13 protein-coding genes are annotated in these 16,894 nt (G+C 57.9%); 11 read left to right on the forward strand and 2 right to left on the reverse strand.

Features of this window, described 5'->3' with window-relative positions; translation table 11 throughout:
• Positions 1-47: 47 nt before the first annotated feature.
• The 6 genes from OGY62_RS22430 to iolB are packed head-to-tail and all read left to right on the forward strand — an operon-like array spanning position 48 to position 7,427.
• Entirely contained in the window at positions 48-1,595 is a 1,548-nt protein-coding gene (locus OGY62_RS22430; protein ID WP_115181253.1) for a sugar ABC transporter ATP-binding protein, read from the forward strand.
• 11 nt (positions 1,596-1,606) lie between these two features.
• A complete protein-coding gene (locus tag OGY62_RS22435; protein ID WP_012134752.1) occupies positions 1,607-2,635 on the forward strand; it encodes an ABC transporter permease in 1,029 nt (342 codons plus the stop codon).
• A gap of 10 nt (positions 2,636-2,645) precedes the next feature.
• Complete coding sequence (locus OGY62_RS22440) at positions 2,646-3,779, forward strand: Gfo/Idh/MocA family protein (protein WP_047461787.1); 1,134 nt, start codon at positions 2,646-2,648, stop codon at positions 3,777-3,779.
• 12 nt (positions 3,780-3,791) lie between these two features.
• On the forward strand, positions 3,792-5,696 hold the full coding sequence (locus tag OGY62_RS22445) for a bifunctional 5-dehydro-2-deoxygluconokinase/5-dehydro-2-deoxyphosphogluconate aldolase (protein WP_012134750.1): 1,905 nt from the start codon (positions 3,792-3,794) through the stop codon (positions 5,694-5,696).
• 15 nt (positions 5,697-5,711) lie between these two features.
• The gene (gene iolE / locus OGY62_RS22450; RefSeq protein WP_200029621.1) at positions 5,712-6,602 is read left to right on the forward strand and encodes a myo-inosose-2 dehydratase; all 891 of its coding nucleotides are present in this window, start codon (positions 5,712-5,714) and stop codon (positions 6,600-6,602) included.
• Between the two features lie 9 nt (positions 6,603-6,611).
• Positions 6,612-7,427: a 5-deoxy-glucuronate isomerase gene (gene iolB, locus OGY62_RS22455; protein WP_047461795.1), complete on the forward strand. Its 816-nt coding sequence runs from the start codon at positions 6,612-6,614 to the stop codon at positions 7,425-7,427.
• Between the two features lie 57 nt (positions 7,428-7,484).
• Here iolB and OGY62_RS22460 read toward each other — a convergent pair whose 3' ends face one another.
• A complete protein-coding gene (locus OGY62_RS22460; RefSeq protein ID WP_101744378.1) occupies positions 7,485-9,026 on the reverse strand; it encodes a methyl-accepting chemotaxis protein in 1,542 nt (513 codons plus the stop codon).
• A 505-nt stretch (positions 9,027-9,531) separates the two neighbouring features.
• Between OGY62_RS22460 and OGY62_RS22465 the strand changes: the two genes are divergently transcribed.
• The 4 genes from OGY62_RS22465 to OGY62_RS22480 all read left to right on the forward strand — a co-directional run bounded on the left by OGY62_RS22465 (position 9,532) and on the right by OGY62_RS22480 (position 14,442).
• On the forward strand, positions 9,532-11,034 hold the full coding sequence (locus OGY62_RS22465; protein ID WP_286460560.1) for a sugar ABC transporter ATP-binding protein: 1,503 nt from the start codon (positions 9,532-9,534) through the stop codon (positions 11,032-11,034).
• Positions 11,031-12,026 carry an ABC transporter permease gene (locus tag OGY62_RS22470; RefSeq protein WP_047461798.1) on the forward strand — a complete coding sequence of 332 codons (996 nt, stop codon included), beginning with the start codon at positions 11,031-11,033 and terminating at the stop codon, positions 12,024-12,026. Before OGY62_RS22465 ends, OGY62_RS22470 begins: the two co-directional genes overlap by 4 nt.
• Before the next feature lie 20 nt (positions 12,027-12,046).
• Positions 12,047-13,111, forward strand: a complete 1,065-nt coding sequence (locus OGY62_RS22475) for a sugar ABC transporter substrate-binding protein (RefSeq protein WP_060815943.1) — start codon at positions 12,047-12,049, stop codon at positions 13,109-13,111.
• 89 nt (positions 13,112-13,200) lie between these two features.
• The gene (locus OGY62_RS22480; RefSeq protein ID WP_275147511.1) at positions 13,201-14,442 is read left to right on the forward strand and encodes an LVIVD repeat-containing protein; all 1,242 of its coding nucleotides are present in this window, start codon (positions 13,201-13,203) and stop codon (positions 14,440-14,442) included.
• A 90-nt stretch (positions 14,443-14,532) separates the two neighbouring features.
• On the opposite strand, the gene mtnK is transcribed toward OGY62_RS22480, so the two are convergent.
• Positions 14,533-15,732: an S-methyl-5-thioribose kinase gene (gene mtnK / locus OGY62_RS22485; RefSeq protein ID WP_200092790.1), complete on the reverse strand. Its 1,200-nt coding sequence runs from the start codon at positions 15,730-15,732 to the stop codon at positions 14,533-14,535.
• 105 nt (positions 15,733-15,837) lie between these two features.
• Here mtnK and mtnA point away from each other — a divergent pair, with 105 nt between their 5' ends.
• A complete protein-coding gene (gene mtnA, locus OGY62_RS22490) occupies positions 15,838-16,866 on the forward strand; it encodes an S-methyl-5-thioribose-1-phosphate isomerase (RefSeq protein ID WP_286460561.1) in 1,029 nt (342 codons plus the stop codon).
• Positions 16,867-16,894 lie beyond the last annotated feature (28 nt).

The following is a 16,894-nucleotide window of genomic DNA, read 5'->3' on the forward strand; positions in this document are numbered from 1 at the left end:
GGAGCCGCCGTCGCTGCGGCGGCTCGCATTAAAGGAGGAGCAGACCGATGTTGCAACCCTTACTGAACGTTACCGATCTGGCAAAGAGCTTTTCCGGCGTCTGGGCGTTGAGCAACGTACAACTGACCGTCGGGACGGGGGAGATTCACGCGCTGCTTGGCGAGAACGGCGCGGGGAAGTCCACGCTGCTGAAAGCGCTGGCAGGGGCGCAGCCGCAGACCCGTGGGGACATCTGGTTCAATGGCGAAACGCTGCCGGTGGAGGACTCGCCGGTTGAGCGGCAAAACAAAGGCATCATTACCATCTATCAGGAATTTAATCTGCTGCCCAACATGACCGTTGCGGAAAATATGTTTCTCGGGCGCGAGCCGCGCAAACGTAATGTGATTGTCGATGCGAAAGCCGTGAACCAGGAGGCGCAGGTGGTGCTGGACTATCTGCAACTGAATGTCGCGCCGACCACGCCGGTCGCCCGCCTGAGCGTGGCGCAGCAGCAAATGGTGGAGATCGCCCGCGCGCTGACCCTGAACGCGAAGCTCATCATTATGGATGAACCTTCCGCCGCGCTGAGCGACAGCGAAGTGGAAAGCCTGCACCGCGTCGTGCGGGAACTTAAAGGCCGGGGCGTGAGCATTATTTATGTCACCCATCGCCTGCATGAAGTTTTCCAGCTCTGCGATCGTTTTACCGTGTTTCAGGATGGCCGTTTTACCGGCAGCGGCGCGGTCGCGGAAACCAACGTGGAACAGCTGATCCGCCTGATGGTGGGACGAGACGTGGCCTTTAATCGTCGCCCCCCCAGTGAAACCCATCATGAAGACAAACCGATTCGCCTTGCGGTGAAAGGGCTGTGTCGCGAAAAGCCGCCGCTGGACCCGCACGGCATTGCGCTGCACGACATCAGCTTTCACGTTCACGCCGGGGAGGTGCTGGGGATTGCGGGGCTGGTCGGCGCCGGGCGTACTGAAGTGGCGCGCTGCCTTTTTGGCGCTGACGGCTTTACTTCCGGGACGTTCGCACTGGACGGCGCGGCGTATCACCCCCGTGACCCGATGTACGCGCTGGATCAGGGCGTGGCGCTGGTGCCGGAAGATCGCAAAAAAGAGGGGGCGGTGCTGGGACTGTCTATTCGCGACAACCTGTCGCTCTCCAGTCTCTCTTCACTGCTGCGCTGGCGCTTTTTCGTCAACACCCGCAAAGAAGATGACCTGATCGAATCTTACCGCCAGGCGCTGCAAATCAAGATGGTCAATAGCGAGCAGGAGGTGCGCAAGCTCTCCGGCGGCAATCAGCAGAAAGTGATCCTCGCGCGCTGTATGGCGCTCAATCCACGGGTGCTGATTGTTGATGAACCGACGCGCGGCATCGATGTGGGCACCAAATCCGAGGTGCACCAGGTGCTGTTTGATATGGCGAAACAGGGCGTGGCGGTGATTGTGATCTCTTCCGATCTGCCCGAAGTGATGGCGGTTTCCGACCGAATCATCACCTTAAGCGAAGGCCGGGTAACCGGTGAAATCCACGGCGATGACGCCACCGAAGAGCGGCTCATGATGATGATGGCCATCAACCATAACGCCCTGAACGCGGCATAACGGAGTTTCACATGACGCAGATAGTGACCAAAACGCAACCCCCTGCCAAACGTAGCGGACGTATCGATCCGATCGCTTTTTTCGAGCGCTTTGGGGTACTGATTTTTATGTTCCTGCTGCTGATTTTTTTCCAGACGCAGAACAGTAACTTCCTGTCAGAACGCAATATTTTCAACATCCTGACCGAGGTGTCGATCTACGGGATTATGGCCGTGGGAATGACGTTCGTCATTCTGACTGCCGGAATCGATCTGTCTGTCGGCTCCATTCTGGCGGTATGCGCCATGACGGCAGCATACGTGATTAAAGGCGACAACTTCACCACGGTAGACCCGAGCGCCTGGGGCGGAATGAGCTGGCTGATTGGCCTTGGCATCTGCCTGGCGATGGGGACGGCGATTGGCTTCCTGCATGGCCTGGGCGTGACCCGCCTGCGCCTGCCGCCATTCATTGTCACCCTTGGCGGGATGACCATCTGGCGCGGCCTGACGCTGGTGATTAACGACGGCGCGCCCATTGCCGGTTTTGACCAGGGCTACCGCTGGTGGGGGCGTGGCGAACTGCTTGGTATCTCCATCCCGATCTGGATTTTTGCGCTGGTGGCGATCGGCGGTTATCTGGCGTTGCACAAAACGCGCTGGGGCCGTTTCGTCTACGCCATTGGCGGCAACCCGGAGGCGGCGCGTCTTGCCGGGGTCAACGTCAAACGTGTGCTGGTCAGCGTGTATGTCGTGATTGGCTGTCTGGCCGGGCTGGCGGGGTTTGTGCTGAGCGCCCGCCTGGGCAGCGCGGAGGCGGTGGCCGGGATCTCCTTTGAGCTGCGCGTTATCGCCTCGGTGGTCATTGGCGGGACATCGCTGATGGGCGGCTATGGTCGCATCGGCGGCACCGTTATCGGCTCGATCATTATGGGCATTCTGATAAACGGTCTGGTGCTGATGAACGTCTCCGCCTACTACCAACAAATTATTACCGGGCTGATTATTGTGCTGGCGGTGGCGTTTGATACCTATGCCAAGAGCCGTCGTGGCGCGCTGTGAGGGATAAATAATGAAACAAGTGCGAATTGGATTGATTGGGACGGGATACATCGGCAAGGCGCACGCCATTGCCTATGCCCAGGCGCCGACGGTGTTCAACCTGCAAGGCCAACTGGTGCGCGAAATGGTGGCGGAAGTGACGCCGGAGCTGGCGGCGGAACGGGCGCAGGCATTCGGGTTTCGCCGTTCGACCGGCGACTGGCGCGAGCTGGTGGCAGACCCGAATATCGATGTGGTGGATATCTGTTCGCCCAACCATCTGCATAAAGAGATGGCGCTGGCGGCCATTCGCCACGGTAAGCACGTCTATTCGGAAAAGCCGCTGGCGCTGAACGCTCACGATGCCCGCGAAATGGTTGAGGCCGCAAAACAGGCCGGGGTGAAAACGCTGGTGGGTTTTAACTATATGAAGAACCCGACGGCGGCGCTGGCAAAAGAGATCATCGCGCGAGGGGAGATAGGCGACGTGATCCACTTCTACGGCACCCACAACGAGGACTATATGGCCGACCCGCTTTCCCCCATTCACTGGCACTGCTTTAAGGAGACGGCGGGGTTAGGGGCGCTGGGCGATCTGGCGGCGCATATCGTCAATATGGCGCACTACCTGGTCGGTGATATTCGCGAAGTCTGCGGCGATCTGAAAATTGTGGTGCCGGAGCGCCCGGCCAGCGCGGGATCGGCGCAGAAGGTGGCTGTGGAAAATGAAGATCAGGCGCACGCGATGGTGCGATTCGCCAGCGGCGCGCAGGGGGTGATCGAAACCTCCCGCGTGGCCTGCGGGCGCAAAATGGGGCTGTCATACGTGATTACCGGCACCAAAGGCGCCATCAGTTTTACCCAGGAGCGAATGGCCGAGCTGAAGCTCTATCTGCATGACGATCCGGTTAACCGCCAGGGATTTCGCACCCTGCTGGTGGGGCCCGCGCACCCGGACTATGCCGCGTTTTGCATGGGGGCGGGGCACGGCATCGGCTTTAACGATCAGAAAACGGTGGAAATCCGCGACCTGGTGAACGGCGTTGCCGCCGATGCGCCGATGTGGCCGGATTTTGAAGAGGGCTGGAAAGTGTCGCGCGTGCTGGACGCCATCGCGCTCTCGCATCAGGAAGGCCGCTGGCTGAATGTGAACGATATTGTCTGACGAGGTATCAACGTGGAAAAGCAGTTTGATGTGATATGCATGGGCCGCGTGGCGGTTGACCTCTACAGCCAGCAGATTGGCGCACGGCTGGAGGATGTCTCAAGTTTTGCCAAATACCTCGGCGGTTCCTCCGGGAATGTCGCCTACGGCGCCGCGCGCCAGGGGCTGCGTTCGTCGATGCTGGCAAGAGTGGGCGACGAACATATGGGGCGCTTTTTGCGCGAAGAACTTAACCATGTTGGCTGCGATACCAGCCATCTGATAACGGATAAAGAACGCCTGACGGCGCTGGTGCTACTCGGCATTAAAGACCGGGACACCTTTCCACTGATTTTTTATCGCGATAACTGCGCGGATATGGCGATTACCGCCAGCGATGTTGACGAGCAGTACATCGCTTCATCCCGCTGCCTCGCCATCACCGGGACTCATCTTTCTCATCCGCAAACCCGCGACGCGGTGCTGACGGCGCTGACCTGTGCCCGCCGTCACGGCGTGCGCACGGTACTGGATATCGACTATCGTCCGGTGCTGTGGGGGCTGACCTCGCTGGGCGATGGCGAAACGCGCTTTATTGCCGCAGAGCAGGTCACTCGCCAGTTGCAGGCGGTGTTGCACCTGTTTGATGTGATCGTCGGCACCGAGGAAGAGTTTCATATTGCGGGCGGCGCTACCGATACCGTGCAGGCGCTGGCGCAGGTGCGTGAGGTAAGCGCGGCGACGCTGGTTTGTAAACGCGGCGCGCTGGGCTGCTCGGTGTATACCGACTCGATTCCGCCATCGCTGGATGACGGGCTGACGGTGACCGGCGTGCGCGTCGAGGTGCTTAATGTGCTCGGCGCGGGCGATGCGTTTATGTCGGGGCTGCTGCGCGGTTATCTCAATGATGAAGGCTGGGAGCAGGCCTGCCGCTACGCCAACGCCTGCGGCGCGCTGGTGGTCTCGCGCCACGGTTGCGCGCCCGCGATGCCGAGTAAGGTGGAGCTGGATGACTACCTCTCCCGCGAGCATCAGGTGCCGCGCCCGGATCTTGATCCACGGCTTAATCATCTGCATCGCGTCACGACGCGTCGGCGTAACTGGCCGGAATTGTGCGTGATGGCGTTTGATCACCGCAGTCAGCTTGAAGAGATGGCGCTACAGTGCGGCGCCTCCCTGAAGCGCATTCCGGCGCTGAAAACGCTGATCTTACAGGCCAGCCGCGATGCGGCGAACAGCGCGGGGCTGGAAGGAAAAGCCGGTCTGCTGTGCGACGGAACGTTTGGCCAGGACGCGCTGAATGCGATAACCGGCGAAGGGTGGTGGATTGGCCGCCCGATTGAGCTTCCCGGTTCACGGCCGCTGGAGATGGAGCACGGCAACATTGGTACTCAGCTTATCAGTTGGCCGCAGGAACATGTGGTGAAGTGCCTGGTCTTTTTCCACCCGGAAGATGCCCACGGTCTGCGCCTGGAGCAGGAGCAGAAAATCGCCGAGGTGTATCACGCCTGCTGTCAGTCGGGGCATGAGCTGCTGCTGGAAGTGATTTTACCTGTGGGTATGCCGCGCAGCGATGAGCTTTACCTGCGGGCTATCTCCCGCTTCTACAACCTGGGCATTTACCCCGACTGGTGGAAACTGCCGCCGCTCTCCTCTGACGGCTGGACGGCGCTGAGTGACATTATCGAACGCCGCGACCCGCACTGCCGTGGCGTGGTGATTCTTGGGCTGGATGCGCCAGCCGAACAGTTACGCGCAGGGTTCAGAGCCGCTGCCGGACATGAGCTGGTGAAGGGGTTTGCGGTAGGGCGCACGCTGTTTGGCGAGGCTTCCCGCGCATGGCTGAAACATGACATTGACGATGCGCAACTGGTGACGCGCATTCGGGATAACTATCTGCAACTGATCGCCTGGTGGCGCGAGCGCGGGCAGGCATAACTTTAGGAGAACATTATGGCTGTGCAATTAGGCATTAATCCGCTGACATGGACCAATGATGATTTGCCCTCTCTTGGCGCGGAAACGCCGCTGGATACCTGTCTGAGCGAAGGTAAAGAGGCCGGTTTTGCGGGCTTTGAACTCGGTAATAAATTCCCACGCGAGGCGCGTCTGCTGGGGCCAATCCTGCAACGCCACGATCTGAAGCTGGTGTCGGGGTGGTATTCCGGTCGCCTGCTGGAGCGGAGCGTAGAGGAAGAGATTGCGGCGGCGCAGGCGCATTTGACGTTATTGCGCGAGCTGGGGGCGAAAGTGATGGTTTTCGCTGAGGTGAGCCATTGCATTCACGGCGAACAGCAGACGCCGGTTCACCTGCGTCCGCGATTCCCGCAGGCGCGCTGGGCGGAGTATGGCGAGAAGCTCACCGCGTTCGCCCGCTATACACAGCAGCAGGGAGTGCAGATTGCTTATCATCACCATATGGGGACGGTGATTGAGTCCGCTGAGGATGTGGACAATCTGATGACCCATACCGGTGATGAGGTTGGATTGCTGCTCGACACCGGACATTTGACCTTCGCTGGCGCCGATCCGCTGGCGGTGGCGCAACGCTGGGCGAGCCGTATTAATCATGTGCACTGTAAAGACGTGCGCGCCGACGTGCTGGCGGATGTGAAAAACCGTAAAACCAGCTTTCTGGATGCGGTGCTCAGCGGCGTCTTTACCGTACCGGGCGACGGCTGCGTGGATTACCCGCCGATTATGCGACTGCTGAAAGCGCACGATTATCACGGCTGGCTGGTGGTGGAGGCGGAGCAGGACCCGGCGATTGCCCATCCGCTGACTTACGCGCGGCTGGGATATAACAACCTGAGCCGCCTGGCGCGGGATGCCGGTCTTATCTGAGGAGGCGCTATGTCACGTTTACTGTCACGCTGGCAACAGCCTGACGCGCAGGGACGTACCCAGTCCGTCACCCCGGAGCGGGCAGGCTGGGGCTACGTCGGTTTTGACGCGTTTGAGCTTGAAGAAGGGCAGCAGTTGCATCTTCCCGCCGTTGCTGAAGAGCGCTGTCTGGTGCTGGTGGCGGGGAGGGCGTCTGTCACCACGCCAACCGCACAGTTTTCAGAGATTGGCGAGCGGATGAGCCCGTTCGAGCGTATTAAGCCGTGGGCGGTATACGTTACGCCCGGAGAAACGGTACAGGTACAGGCGTTAACAAAGCTGGAGCTGGCGGTATGCGCCGCGCCGGGCAAGGGGACGTATCCCACCCGCCTGATTGCGCCGCAGGATATCGACGGCGAGGCAAGGGGCAAGGGGCATAACCAGCGTTATGTACACAACATTCTGCCGGAAGATAAACCCGCCGATAGTCTGCTGGTGGTGGAAGTGTGGACTCACGAAGGCTGTACCAGTTCGTACCCGAGCCACAAGCACGACACTGACAATCCGCCTTACGAGACCCTTCTTGAGGAGACGTATTACCATCGCCTCAACCCGGAACAGGGATTTTGTATGCAGCGGGTATACACCGACGATCGCTCGCTTGATGAGTGTATGGCGGTCTACAATCGCGACGTCGTGATGGTGCCGAAAGGCTATCACCCGGTGGCGACAATGGCCGGGTATGACAGTTATTACCTGAATGTGATGGCAGGCCCGGTGCGCAAATGGATTTTCACCTGGGAAGACGATCACGCGTGGATTAACCGCGATTACCCTGCGCGTTGAGAACGCGGTAAATAAAAAAGCCCCTGGCGTATGCTGAGGGCTTTTTGCTTTTCGCTGCTATCGTGAGGCGCCAAAAACCTGTACGGCCTGTTGCAGCCGTGACGCGCGTCCCGTTAAATCCCCCGCGGCATCCGTCACCTGCTCCACCATTTCCGCATTGTTGTCCGTCATGGAACCAATTCGTGAAATTGAATTGTTGATCTGTTCGAGCGCTAAAGTTTGTTCCCGCGTCGCCAGGCTTATCTCTTTGATCATGGTAGACATCTGCAACACGTCATCGATCATTCCGGTAAGGTGTGTTTCCGTCTGCTCGACCATTTGCACTCCCGTATTGACGTTAGTGACGTTTTTCTCGATAAGCTGTTTGATCTCTTTTGCCGCAGACGCAGAATGCTGGGCGAGGTTACGCACCTCTGCGGCAACGACCGCAAATCCGCGCCCGGATTCACCGGCGCGGGCCGCTTCGACCGCTGCATTCAGCGCCAGGATGTTGGTCTGAAAAGCAATACTGTCAATGACGCCGATAATGTCCACGATTTGACTGTTATCGCGCGAGATAGCCTGCATCATGGTGATGGTTTGCTTCATGATATGGCCGCCTTCAGTCGCATTGGCGCTGGTACTGTCGGCCATCGTCATTGTCTGGGCCGCGGTATCTGCGGTTTGTTGCACAGCGCTACCGATCTCTTCAATGGCAGCGGCGGTTTGTTGCAGGTCGGCAGATGTCTCTTCTGAGCGGCTCTGTAATGCCGTGCCTTCCTGAGACACGCGCTGACTGATAGCCTGAATACCGGATATTTGCGTGCTGACATCATCAACCAGGGAGCGTAGATTAAGCCCCGATTGATTCACCAGTCGCATGAGCATCCCTATTTCGTCTACGCGCTGCAAATGGCAATTATCGGGTTTACGGCCCGAAACCACTTTTTTCATCTGCACCAGCAGCGTATTAACCGGCTGACAAATTTGAACCTTAAGGTAAATAGCCAGGAGCAAAAATAATACGATGATGCTGCCCCCCTGAATAGCAGGAGGAACAGGTAAGAAAATAAATAACAGGGCTGCCAGACTGGTGATGGCTAAAGCATAATTGACGCGTTGGCTAACAGACAGCCATTTAAACATCGAAAGCCAGGACAGCGCTCCGCGACGGATAATTATGCCTTTAAAAAGTCGAAACCCTTTAATTCCATTATTATTTATTTTCTGATAAAGCTGTTCGCTGTGCGAAACCTCATCCCGGGAAGGCACGGTGCGTACTGAAATATACCCCGTTAATTTTTCATTTTGCCAGACAGGGGTAACATTTGCGCGTACCCAGTAATGATCGCCGTTTTGTCGCCGGTTTTTGACCAGCCCGGTCCAGCTATCGCCTTGTAGTATCGTGTGCCACATGTCAGCGAAAGCGGCAGAGGGCATGTCCGGGTGGCGAATAATATTATGTGGTTTACCCATTAACTGCGTTTCATTAAATCCGCTGGCGTCAATAAATGCAGAGTTAGCATAGGTAATATGACTGTCTTTATCTGTGGTTGATAATAACGTTGTTTTATTGTTAAGCAAATATTCTTTTTGCGTGACAGCTGTGTTGTTTTTCATGAAAACTCCATGACGCTATTTATATGAAATGCAAATTTCACCCATTGTGCATCAGGTAAATAATAGTAAATGGCGGTTTTATCTGAGGTGTTACATTCTCTACTAATCATCATTTATATGAAAGCACTTCAAATGAATTTTTATTTTTAATAAACCTGGCGTGTCATAAATATGAAACACATAAATGCAGGTTGATAATCTGAAATTGATATATATCGACTTAAACTAAATCTAAAAGATAAAAAAGAGCTGATTTATTGGGGCTGATAAATGCCCGCTTTCCTTGATGGGTTTTAGTCCACCCTCGAAACCCGCTGCCGCGTAGCGGTCAGTATTCTTACTCATGATGCGATCCCTTTGTGATGAGCTAACCCGATGTCATTTATAGACATCTGGATGGCTAATAATATTTTGCTTTATCTTATGCTTTTTATGTCGTTGTCAGTCAGGGAGAGCTGTGAAAAATTTCGTAAATCAAATGATTATCAGAAAGGATTTACAGCGGATGCTCTCCAGTCGCCTCGACATGCGCGGTATCAGCCTGGCCTTTTCCGGCTTTCAGGCGCTCTCCCGCGTTGATTTCACCCTGACGGGCGGTTCCGTGCACGCGCTGACGGGGGCGAACGGTGCGGGGAAATCCACGCTGATGGCGGTGCTCTGCGGCACGCACGACCATTACGAAGGGGAAATTGCAATTAATAACCAGCCGGTGCCGATACGCGAACCGCTGGACGCCAAACGGCTGGGCATTCATCTGGTGCAGCAGGAGGTGGATGTTGCGCTGATCCCGGGGTTGAGTATTGCGGAAAATATTATGCTCGATCAGCTGGCGCAGCCGGGACACCGCTACCGCTGGCGCGCTATTCGCCAGCAGGCGCGTGACGCGCTGGCCCAGCTTGATGTTCATCTGGACGTGCGCCGGGTCATCGATGGTTGCACGCTCGCCGAAAAGCAGCAGATCCTGCTGGCCCGCGCGCTCTCGCACCACTGTCGTTTTCTGATCCTCGATGAACCCACCGCGCCGCTCGATCAGCATGAAAGCGAACGGCTGTTTGCAGTGGTGAAACGCCTGCAACAACAGGGGATCGGCGTGGTGTTTATCTCCCATCGCATTCATGAGCTGAAGGCCATTTGCGACACCTTAACCGTACTGCGCGATGGCAAGTTGATTGAGTCCGGGCCGATGGCGGAACTGAGCGCTGACGCCATCGTCGAGAAGATGCTGGGTCATGAGTTAAACGATATCTATCCGCCAAAACGCCCGCCGCATACTGATGAAACGCTGCTGCGCGTGGAAGGGTTGCACGATGAACGGCTGCTGAAAAATATCAGTTTGCACCTGCGTAAAGGTGAAATTCTCGGCATCGCCGGGCTGGCGGGAGCCGGGAAAACCGAGCTGTGCAAGGCGCTGTTCGGCGCGTCGAAAAGCCGCGTTGAACGCGGCGAACTCAATCATCAACCGTGGACGCCGCGCGACCCGGTTGATTCGGTGACGCGCGGGCTGGCGCTGGTGCCGGAGGAACGGCGCAAAGAGGGCATTTTTATTGATGAGTCCGTCGCCATGAACCTGGCGGTCGCCGCTGATAACCGTTTCTCGCGCTGGAGCTTGTTTGGTCATCGTCAGGCATGGCGCTGGGCGGAAGCGGTGATTGCCCGCGTCGGCGTGCGCGCTCGCGGGCCGGGGCAAGTGTTGCGTCGGCTTTCCGGCGGCAACCAGCAGAAAGTGGCGATCGGCAAATGGCTGCGCGGCGACGCCCGCGTGCTGATTTTCGACGAGCCGACCAAAGGCGTGGACGTGAAAGCCAAAACCGACCTGTTTGCGCTGATCGACGGCCTGGCGCGGGAAGGCAAAGGGGTGATTTACGCCTCCGGTGAGTTCGCCGAACTGGTGGGGCTGTGCGACCGCATCTGCGTGTTGTGGGACGGGCGCATCGTGGCGGAAGTGGAGGGCGCGCAGGCCCGCGAAGAGACACTACTTTATTATTCAACCGGAGGAACGGCGTTGTGAGTAAGGCCCTTTCAGTCAATGCAGCGGCGTCTGGCCGCCAGCAGATTTTCGATTTTCTCTATAAGTGGGGCATGCTGCTGACGGTTGTCGCGCTGATCGCTATTTTTGGCGTCGCGTCGGATAACTTCCTCGATCCCTTCAATATCATCAACATCCTGCGCTCTATTGCGATCGTCACGGTGATTGCGATTGGCGTCTCCATCTCGCTTACCGTCGGCGGTTTTGATCTTTCCGTTGGCTCAACCGCGTCGCTGGCGAACGCACTGGTGATTTCGCTGTTCGTCTGGCACGGCTTTGGCACCACTGGGGCGATTGTCATTACCCTGGCGCTCTGTACGCTGGTGGGGCTGTTCAACGCTTTTCTGATTGTGGTGCTGCGTATTCCCGACATGCTCGCCACGCTTGCCAGCCTGTTTGTGATTCAGGGGGTGGCGATGACCTACAGCTACGGCGGTTCTATTACTGAAAACATGGTGCTGCCGAGCGGTGAAATGGCTGAGGGGCTTATTCCGGCGGCATTCGGCGCGCTGGGGCAGGTGCCGACTATTGTTGTCGTGATGCTGGTCGTGACGCTGGCGGCGCAGCTCGCGCTGTCGCTGACCACCCACGGGCGACGGATGTACGCCATTGGCGGCAACCCGGAAGCGGCGCGCCTCTCCGGTATTCGTACCACCCGCTATAAAGTGGCGGCCTACGTTATTGCCTCGTTGCTGGCGGGGTTAGGGGGCATCCTGCTGGCTTCGCGTATTGGCTCTTCACAGGTTAACGCCGGGGGCGGCTATTTGATGGATGCCGTCGCGGCGGCGTGGATCGGCTTTTCGCTTGCCGGTTCCGGCAAACCGAATGCGCTCGGCACGCTGGTGGGGGCGGTGATCCTTGGCGTGCTCTCCAACGGGCTGGTGATGCTCTCGGTGCCCTATTACGCAATGGACATTATAAAAGGGCTGGTGCTGGCGGCGGCGCTGGCGATCACCTACATACAAAAACGTTAACAACACAACGGGAAACGATAATGAAAAAAACTGCACTTTCTTTGTTGGCGCTGGGATTACTGAGTTCGCTGCCGGGCTATGCGGCAACGCCTGCACCGGTGCCAGCGGCCATTGCCGGGCATAATGGCCCGGTTCGCATTGCGGTGATCCGCAACCTTGGCTCTGATGACAACACGACCCAGTTCGTTGCGGGCGCGATTCAGGAGGGGAAAAAGCTCGGCTTTAAGGTCAGCACCTTTTTAAGCAATGGCGACGACGCGAAATTCCAGGATTTCGTTAACCAGGCGATCAGCCAGAAGTATGACGGCATTATTCTCTCTCAGGGGCGCGATCCGTACTCCACCGCGCTGGTGAAGAAAGCGGTAGATGCCGGGATCAAAGTGGCGGTGTTTGATACCGCCGTCAACGGTGAGATCCCGGGCGTGACGGTAACTCAGCAGGATGACGCCTCGCTGACCCATCTCTCCTTTGGACAACTGGTAAAAGATTTCAACGGTAAAGCCAATATTATCAAGCTGTGGGTCGCCGGTTTCCCGCCGATGGAGCGTCGCCAGGCGGCTTATCAGCAAATGCTGAAGGACAATCCGGGGATTAAAGAGCTGGAGTCTATCGGCGCGGTCTCTTCCGACGTGCAGGGCGATACCGCCAACAAAGTGGGCGCGGTGCTGGCGAAATACCCGAAAGGGAAAATCGACGCTATCTGGGGAACCTGGGACGCCTTTAGCCAGGGGGCGTACAAAGCGCTGAAAGAGAATGGCCGCACTGAGATTAAGCTCTACAGCATCGACATCTCCAACCAGGATTTACAGTTGATGCGCGAGGCGGGCAGCCCGTGGAAGGTGAGCGTGGCGGTTGACCCGAAACTGATTGGCGCCACCAACGTGCGGCTGATTGCCAATAAGATTGCCGGTGAACCTACGCCTGCCACTTACGATTTTAAAGCCGCAGCCATTCCGCAGGCGCTGCTGGCAGCGCAGCCGGGGGCGGTTAACGTCGCCTCATTAGGCAAAATCATTCCGGGCTGGGGTCAGACGGAAGACTTCATCGCGCCGTGGTTTGCGACGCTTGAAGCGAAGAATAAATAATGCCCGCTGGCGCTGCGCTTACCGGGCCTACAATGTGCTCCCTGTAGGCCGGATAAGGCGGTTACGCCGTTTGGCAAAAGGAGATTAAGGTGACTGAATTACCGCGCCCCGACTATAGCCGCAATATGCGGCTGATTGGCCATAGCGACCAGGGCGGTCGCCCGGACGGCGTACAGCTAATGGTACATCGCGGTTTTGCCTATATTGGCCATATGGTGTCGCAGGGGTTTTCGATTGTTGACGTGCGTGACCCGAAAAATCCACGGGCGGCGGGCTATGTGCCTGCACCGCCAGGCACCTGGAACGTGCATTTGCAGGCGCATGACGATCTGCTGCTGGTGATTAACGCCCGCGATTTGTTCGCCGATGCCCGCTTTGCCGATGAAAAGGTCTACTACACGCGGCAGGTCGGTGAGACGGTCAGCGATGTGCAGGACCGGGGCTGGAGCGCAGGGCTGCGCGTGTTTGATATTTCCACGCCGGATAAACCGCGTGAAATCGGTTTTCTCTCCCTGAATGGGATCGGCATTCACCGCATCTGGTACGTCGGCGGACGCTGGGCCTACGTCTCGGCGCTGATCGACGGTTTCACTGACTACATCTTCCTGACCATCGATCTGGCCGATCCGCGTAAGCCAGAGGTGGCCGGGCGCTGGTGGTTGCCAGGGATGAATCAGGCGGCGGGAGAGACGCCAGACTGGCCGGAGGGCAAACGCTATGCGCTGCATCACGCGATTATCGCTGGCGATACCGCCTACGGTAGCTGGCGTGACGGTGGTCTGACGCTGCTGGACGTGAAAGATCGCACGCAGCCGAAACTGATTAGCCATCGCAACTGGAGCCCGCCGTTTGGCGGCGGCACACACACTGCGCTGCCGCTGCCGGACCGCGATCTGCTGGTGGTGCTGGACGAAGCGGTGCTCGACAATCAGGAAGACGGCGAAAAGCTGATCTGGCTGTTTGATATCCGCGAGCCGTCGAATCCGGTGAGCATCGCCACCTTCCCGCAGCCGGATGAAGCTGATTACGTGGCGAAAGGGGCGCACTTCGGGCCGCATAACCTGCACGAAAACCGCCCTGGCAGCTTTATTAGCTCGACGCTGATTTTCGCCACTTACCAGAACGCAGGGGTGCGCGCTTATGATATTACTAATCCTTATCGTCCGGTAGAGACCGGCGCGCTGGTGCCTGCGGCGCCTGAGAAGATGATGGATACGCGGCCAAATCGCCCGCAGGTGATCCAGTCCTGCGACGTGTTTGTCGATGCGCGGGGGATTATCTACAGCACGGATTACAACGGCGGGTTATCAGTGATTGAGTATCTGGGGTAAGTATTTGCCGGGTGGCGGGTACGCCTTACCCGGCCTGCATTCGGATCGTAGGCCCGGTAAGCGTAGCGCCACCGGGCAAACAGCCTGCACTTAGCTGTACTGCCGCACCCGCGCGATCAGCGCTTCCACGCTCTCAATCCGGTCGGCAATCACAATCAGCGCTTTTCCGAGGGTAATGGCATGGCGCAGGCATTCATGGCGCATTTCCGCATCCTGAATGGTATCGATATCCGCTACGTGCGACAGCCCGACGCTGCGGCGAATCAGCTCGGTGCCGCAAAAGCCGATGGCGTCCGCCCAGACTTTTTTCAGAAATTCCGACGCGTAGCCCGGCGCGCGTAGCGCCGCGTCGCGGGTTTTCTCCGTCGCCAGCACCTGAAAACGTTCAGCAAAGGTGTTCCACAGCGCCTGAATATCCGTCAGCCGCTGCTCGCGCGCGGCGGCGGCGTCGCGAATGCCCAGATGTCCCGGCAGGCCGCAGAAGTTCAGCAGCAGGTTGCCGATGGCGGTGCCCACATCAAAGCCTATCGGCCCAAAGTAGCCGAACTCGGCGTCGATGGCTTTCAGGCGACCGTCAGCGACAAAGATTGAGCCGCTGTGGATATCGCCGTGCAGTAGCGCTTCGGCATGGGAGAAGAAACGATGTTTGAGCGCCGCCACCGCCAGCTTAAGCTGAGCGTCACTGCGCAGTGCGGCGACGTCGCCTTCGATCTCCGCAGGATAGCTGTTGCGTTCGTGGATCTGGTAGGGATCGTTGAAGAACAGATCTTCGGTGATCTCACACATCTCCGGGTTAATAAATGTCGCCACCTGCGCTTTTTTGTCATGCGGGTGGAGATAAAAATCGCTGGTGTGAAACAGCGTTTGCGCCAGATATTCGCCGAGCTGGCGTGCCGCCTGCGGATACCAGGCGCCTTTAATCAGTTCGCCGCGCCAGATGTTATGGTCGGAGAGATCTTCCATCACCATCACCGCCAGCTCAGGGTCGAAATGGTGGATTTTCACCGTATGCTGCGGGCAGTGCTGGTAATGCGCCACCAGCGTTTGCGCTTCAAGACGAGCGCGATCCAGCGTCAGCGGCCAGGATTCGCCGACGCAGCGCACGTAAGGCAGCGCCTGTTTGACGACGATGCGGCTTACGCCTGTGGTATCGAAAATCTTAAACACCAGATTAAGGTTGCCGTCGCCCACCTCCTGCGCCTCTACCAGTGTGGATGGATCATCGATGCCGCCAAACGTTCGGGCGTATTCCACGGCATCCTGGGCGGTAAAGGTACGGTATTGCGACATTGCCTGTTCCTCACTCATTTCACTAATAAAGACATGTAGACGTCTATACATCTGTAATTCATCCTGACACAATGTGATACAACAACGCAACAGAGAATTAACGACATGCAGACATTACAGACGACCAGCCTGCGAGTGGTGGATAATCAATTATTTATTCTCGATCAGCAGGCGCTTCCGCAGGAGAAACGCTGGCTGGATGCCTCAACGGTAGAAGCGCTGGTGGGGCATATTCACGCGCTGCGCGTGCGCGGTGCGCCGCTGATTGGTCTTTCCGCCAGTCTGCTACTGGCGCTGCTGGCGGAGTCAGGCCATCGCCGGGATGAACTGGCGATAGCGCTGGAAACGCTGCGCGCTGCGCGCCCGACGGCGATCAATCTGATGAACAATCTCGATCGCATGAAGCAGGCGCTGAGGCAAGAAGACTTTGTTCCGGCGCTGGCGGCGGAAGCGCTGCGTCTGATCGATGAAGACAAACAACTCTGTGACGATATCGCGCGTGCGGGAAGTGCACTGGTGAAGCCGGGCAGCCGTCTGCTGACCCACTGCAACACCGGCGGGCTGGCGACAGCGGGCACGGGGACGGCGCTGGGGGTGATTGCCCGCGCGTATGCACAGGGCAACGTGCAAAATGTCTGGGTGGATGAAACGCGCCCGTTATTGCAGGGCGGCAGGCTCACCGCCTGGGAACTGGGTGAACTGGGGGTCCCCTATCAACTGATTACCGACTCAATGGCTGCCAGCCTGATGGCGAAAGGGCTGGTGGACGCGGTGTGGGTCGGGGCCGATCGTATCGCCGCAAATGGCGATGTGGCGAATAAAATCGGCACCTATTCGCTGGCGGTGCTGGCGAAATTCCACGGTATTCCGTTTTACGTTGCCGCGCCGCAAACCACGCTGGACCCCCACTGCCCGAATGGCGACGCAATCCCGATTGAGCAGCGCGCAGCAGGAGAAGTCACCGGCGTGGCGGGCAGTTTTGGCGCGGTACAGTGGGCGCCGGAAAATGCGCAGGTCTATAACCCGGCGTTTGACGTGACGCCAGCAGCGCTGATTAGCGGCTGGGTGCTGGATAGCGGTGTGGTGACGCCAGAAGATGTGGCGAAGGGGGTTTTCAGGGCGGAGGCGGCCTGATGCAGAGCAGGCCTGGCGTACAATAGCG

The organism is Citrobacter sp. CK198 (assembly GCF_030333295.1).
Lineage (GTDB): Bacteria > Pseudomonadota > Gammaproteobacteria > Enterobacterales > Enterobacteriaceae > Citrobacter_B > Citrobacter_B koseri.